The sequence below is a fragment of the Deinococcus roseus genome (assembly GCF_014646895.1).
Lineage (GTDB): Bacteria > Deinococcota > Deinococci > Deinococcales > Deinococcaceae > Deinococcus_C > Deinococcus_C roseus.
In genome coordinates, this window is record NZ_BMOD01000060.1 from 1 (window position 1) to 3,894 (window position 3,894).

At 54.8% G+C, this 3,894-nt stretch carries 5 protein-coding genes and 1 pseudogene; 4 read left to right on the plus strand and 2 right to left on the minus strand.

What is annotated here, in order from left to right; genetic code table 11:
• Positions 1 to 129 precede the first annotated feature (129 nt).
• The 4 genes and pseudogenes from IEY52_RS26230 to IEY52_RS26245 all read left to right on the plus strand — a co-directional run bounded on the left by IEY52_RS26230 (position 130) and on the right by IEY52_RS26245 (position 3,074).
• Entirely contained in the window at positions 130 to 399 is a 270-nt protein-coding gene (locus IEY52_RS26230; protein ID WP_189009589.1) for a transposase, read from the plus strand.
• A 2-nt stretch (positions 400 to 401) separates the two neighbouring features.
• Positions 402 to 1,232 (plus strand): IS3 family transposase, encoded by an 831-nt coding sequence (locus tag IEY52_RS26235; protein ID WP_229684996.1) that lies wholly within the window; start codon positions 402 to 404, stop codon positions 1,230 to 1,232.
• A gap of 257 nt (positions 1,233 to 1,489) precedes the next feature.
• Positions 1,490 to 1,585 (plus strand): annotated as a pseudogene (locus tag IEY52_RS27180) (transposase family protein); the annotation flags it as partial.
• Positions 1,586 to 1,622: 37 nt separating this feature from the next.
• Complete coding sequence (locus IEY52_RS26245; RefSeq protein WP_229684995.1) at positions 1,623 to 3,074, plus strand: transposase; 1,452 nt, start codon at positions 1,623 to 1,625, stop codon at positions 3,072 to 3,074.
• Here IEY52_RS26245 and IEY52_RS26250 read toward each other — a convergent pair.
• Both IEY52_RS26250 and IEY52_RS26255 read right to left on the minus strand, forming a co-directional pair.
• The gene (locus IEY52_RS26250; protein ID WP_189009598.1) at positions 3,067 to 3,369 is read right to left on the minus strand and encodes a LysR family transcriptional regulator; all 303 of its coding nucleotides are present in this window, start codon (positions 3,367 to 3,369) and stop codon (positions 3,067 to 3,069) included. The genes IEY52_RS26245 and IEY52_RS26250 overlap by 8 nt on opposite strands.
• Positions 3,370 to 3,465: 96 nt before the next feature.
• Positions 3,466 to 3,738 (minus strand): recombinase family protein, encoded by a 273-nt coding sequence (locus IEY52_RS26255; protein WP_189009601.1) that lies wholly within the window; start codon positions 3,736 to 3,738, stop codon positions 3,466 to 3,468.
• Positions 3,739 to 3,894: the final 156 nt, after the last annotated feature.

The window sequence follows — 3,894 nt, forward strand, 5'->3', positions numbered from 1 at the left end:
CAGGCTTGTCGGCTCGAAGGGGTATGACAGGCTCATTCTCCCACTTTGGGGACCTGGCCTAACACACAAAAATCTCAGTTAAGGCCAGAGGCATGTCGAGCATTCGGCCTGGAAAGGGCAGAATAGAGCATGGCGAAACGCAAAGTCACCGACGAACAGATCCTCGAACTCCTCAAAGAAGCTGAAAAGGGCGAAACCCCTGTCCCAGACCTCTGTCGACAGTACAACATCAGTGAGGCCACCTTCTACAAGCTCAAAGCCAAATACGCAGGCAGCAACACCCTCGAGCTTAAACGCCTCAAGCAGCTCGAGCAGGAAAACACCCGCCTCCTGAAACTGGTTGGCCAGTTGAGCCTGGAAAACTCGGCCATCAAGGAGGTGCTGAGAAAAAAGTCCTGACCCTGCCAGACAAAAGGCAGACTGCAAAGCAACTTCAGGACCAGGGGCTCAGTGAGCGCCAGGCCTGCCAGATCCTGCAGATCCACCGCTCGGTTCTGAGGTACCAGCAGCGCAAGGTCAAAGACGAAGTGCTGGAAGGCCGCATCCGGGAACTGGCACAGCTTTACCCGGTCTACGGGTACCGCAGAATCCACCAGACGCTCCTCAGAGAGGGCATGCAGGTCAACCGGAAGAAAGTCCACCGCCTGTGGAAGCTGCTGGGTCTCAAACAGCCCCAAAAGGCTAACGTGAAGAAAATCCGGACTGGAGCAACCCTGCCTGAAGCTGCCACACGCCCCAATGAAGTCTGGTCGTATGACTTCGTCTTTGACCGCACCACCCAGGGGGAAACCCTCAAAATCCTGGTCCTCATCGATGAGTTCACCCGGGAATGTCTGTCCCTGACGGTCCGAGACAGCTTCAAGGCTGTGGATGTGCTCGCGGTCCTGAAGTCCGTGATCCATCGCAGGGGTGCCCCGGAGTTCCTGAGGTCCGACAACGGCAGCGAATTCATCGAGTCAGACTTGAAAATCTTCCTGGGTCTTGCAGGGGTAGGCACACGGTACATCGAGCCGGGCAAACCCTGGCAAAACGGCAAAACGGAGAGCTTCAACGCGAGATTTCGGGCGGAGTGCCTGGACAGGGAAGTGTTCCACTCCATCTGGGAGGCCACGGTGATCATCGGACGGTTTCAGCAGCATTATAACGAGGTCCGGCTGCATTCAGCGTTGGGGTACGTGCCTCCTGCGGAGTTTCGGGCCTCATGGGATGCAAAAATGCAGGTAATCGAGTAACCTCAGAACAGGGCCTTTTCTCAACATCCCTCTGGACCTACTTTTGGGACTCTCCCAATGTGCTGTCCCACCTGCAGTTGAAGGTGAAAAAGTCAGGTTTTCCGGACTGGGGAAAATTGGCCCGTCAAGCAGCTTTGCTGTTCCTGAAACCGGAGTTGGACCGAGAGCTTCTCAGGCTGAAAGCCCTGCTGGACTGGGAATACGCGCTTTTATGCAAGGCTTTAGATGACTGCAAGATGTGAGTCTACCCAACTCGTGGTAAGCCAGCTTTGCCTCCATGGCGACTCCTGCTGGTGACGATCCTCCAGTTCAGTGAAAATCTGACCGACCGGGAGGCGGCACATGCTGTAAAAGCCCGGCTAGATTGTCTTGGGCAGAACGGCACCCAGAATGGGGCCTGCCCGCTGGAAATATGCCCTGTCCCTGGACCTGAAAGACCCCGGCTTCCATTACAGCGTCCTCAGCGAATTTCGGGACCGCCTCCTCAAACAGGAGAACATCCTGACCTACCTGGACGCTTTCCTGCAGTGCTGCAAAGACAAGGGCTTGCTCAAAACCCGAGGCAAACAACGCACGGACTCCGCCCATGTGCTGGCCCAGCTTCGGGTGATGAACCGCTACGAGTTGGTGGCTGAAACCCTGCGAGCTGTGCTGAACACGCTGGCCACCCACTTCCCTGACTGGATCAGAGACTACCTTCCCAAGCACTGGTACGACAAATACGCCCACCGCTTTGAAAATTACCGCCTTCCCAAAAAAGAATGGGACAAAGAGGATTTCATCCGACGGGTGGGCATGGATGGCTACTACATGCTTTGCGCCCTGGAGCAGGACAGTGCAAAAGAAATCCGCGAAAAACAGTTCCCCGAAGTCGAAGCTTTTCAACACATCTGGAAGCGCCACTTCCGACGAACCTCCAGGGGGGTTGAGTTGATTCCCAGTGATGAACTGCCTCCAGCACGGCTTGGGGTGGAATCCCCTTATGAAAGTGAAGCCAGGTACAGCACCAAGCGGGGCAAAGAGTGGGTGGGCTATAAGGTCCACTACACCGAAACCTGCGATGAGGATTTGCCCCATTTGATTGTGCATGTGGACACCACCACCGCTGAAGCGAACGATGCCCCCCGGTTAGCGCTCATTCATCAGGCCTTGCAAAAGCGGGCCTTGTTGCCTGCCCAGCACTGGGTGGATGCCGGTTACGTCAGTGCGGAGCAACTCTGTGAGTCTCAGAACCAGTATGGTATTGGGCTGATTGGCCCTCCCAGAGGCACCCGGAAGTGGCAGAAGGGACCAGAGGACCGATTTGACCTGAGGGATTTCAGGGTGCTCTGGGACGAGAAAAAAGTGATTTGTCCCAGTGGTTCAACTTCGATCTCCTGGAAAGCCCAGACCTCCAAACAACGAGGGCCTTCCATCCTGGCGAAGTTTCGAGTCCAGGAATGTCATGGATGTGCCTTGCGCAAAAAATGCACGACCTCAACCCGGGGAAAGCAACTGGTTTTTTTGCCTCAGGACAGGCAGGAAGCCCTGTTCGAGGCACGTGACCTCATGAATTCTGAAGAGGGCAAAAAGCTCTACCAGTTGCGGGCAGGGGTGGAAAGCGTGTTCTCACAAGGGGTCAGGACTTTTGGGCTTCGAGAGAGCCGCTACCGAGGGCTGGCCAAGACCCATCAGCAGAACATTTTTGTCGCGCTGGCCATGAATTACAGCCGTCTGGAAGATTGGTTTGCTGGAAATCGTCCTCAGCCCACACGGGTTTCAGCGTTGACGCGTGCTCAGCCCGTCCGGGTGAAGCAAACCCGAAGAAAACCAAATTTAGCCCCTGAAGCCCATCTCAAGTAGAGTTGCTAACATCAGGGATGTTCTTACCTTCAGGACAATGGTTTGGTCCTGTGGGAGCAGCCTTGTTTTCTTCCGCCTGCAGGAGCTTTAAGGCAGTGCCAATGAAGTCGTAGCCCATTTCTGTGAACCGTAAGCGCCCTGATTTACGGTACAACAGAGGTCCTCCCACGGTGCTTTCCAGTTCCTGAATACGTGCTTTGACCAGGGTCGGAGTCAGTCCCAGAGAGGTGGCAGCTTTTCTGTAAGTGCCTTGTGCATAAAGCGCCTCAAAGGCTTCAAGTAGCTGAAGGTCCATGGACTTCATTATAGAAAACCAAATGACAACAGTGTTCTTGAAAAGGCTCTCGGTGTCATCTGGAACGGCGACATCACCTCAGGACCTACAGCCGGTTCAACTGGACGCAGGAGATGAGAAGTTCTGCCGAATTCGCCAACAGAGTCGGTCGAGTTTCCATGCCACCAGGGTGTCTCCTTCCCGTAAATAGTTCAGCGCTTCCCCCAGCCCTGGTCGATCTGCCTTGGATCCGGTGAGGGTATCCTTGAAGATCTTCCGGCAACCTGCAGCTTTGAGGGCATCCGTCTGTAAGTCCAGATTCTGGTCACTTGTGGAGACCCGAGCGTAGCCGACTCTGGGACCGGTGGGGGTTTTGCTGTCAGAACTCATGACTTCAGTGTAGTTCAGCCGCTTGATTGTGGCATCTGATTGTGGCAGCCCTTTGACAGCACTTCTGGGATTTTGGTGGTTTGTTGAGATGATCTCGCAGAGGGGAGGCAAAAAAGCAGGACAGCGGTAAAATTTCAACTTGTGAGAGAAGAAAAA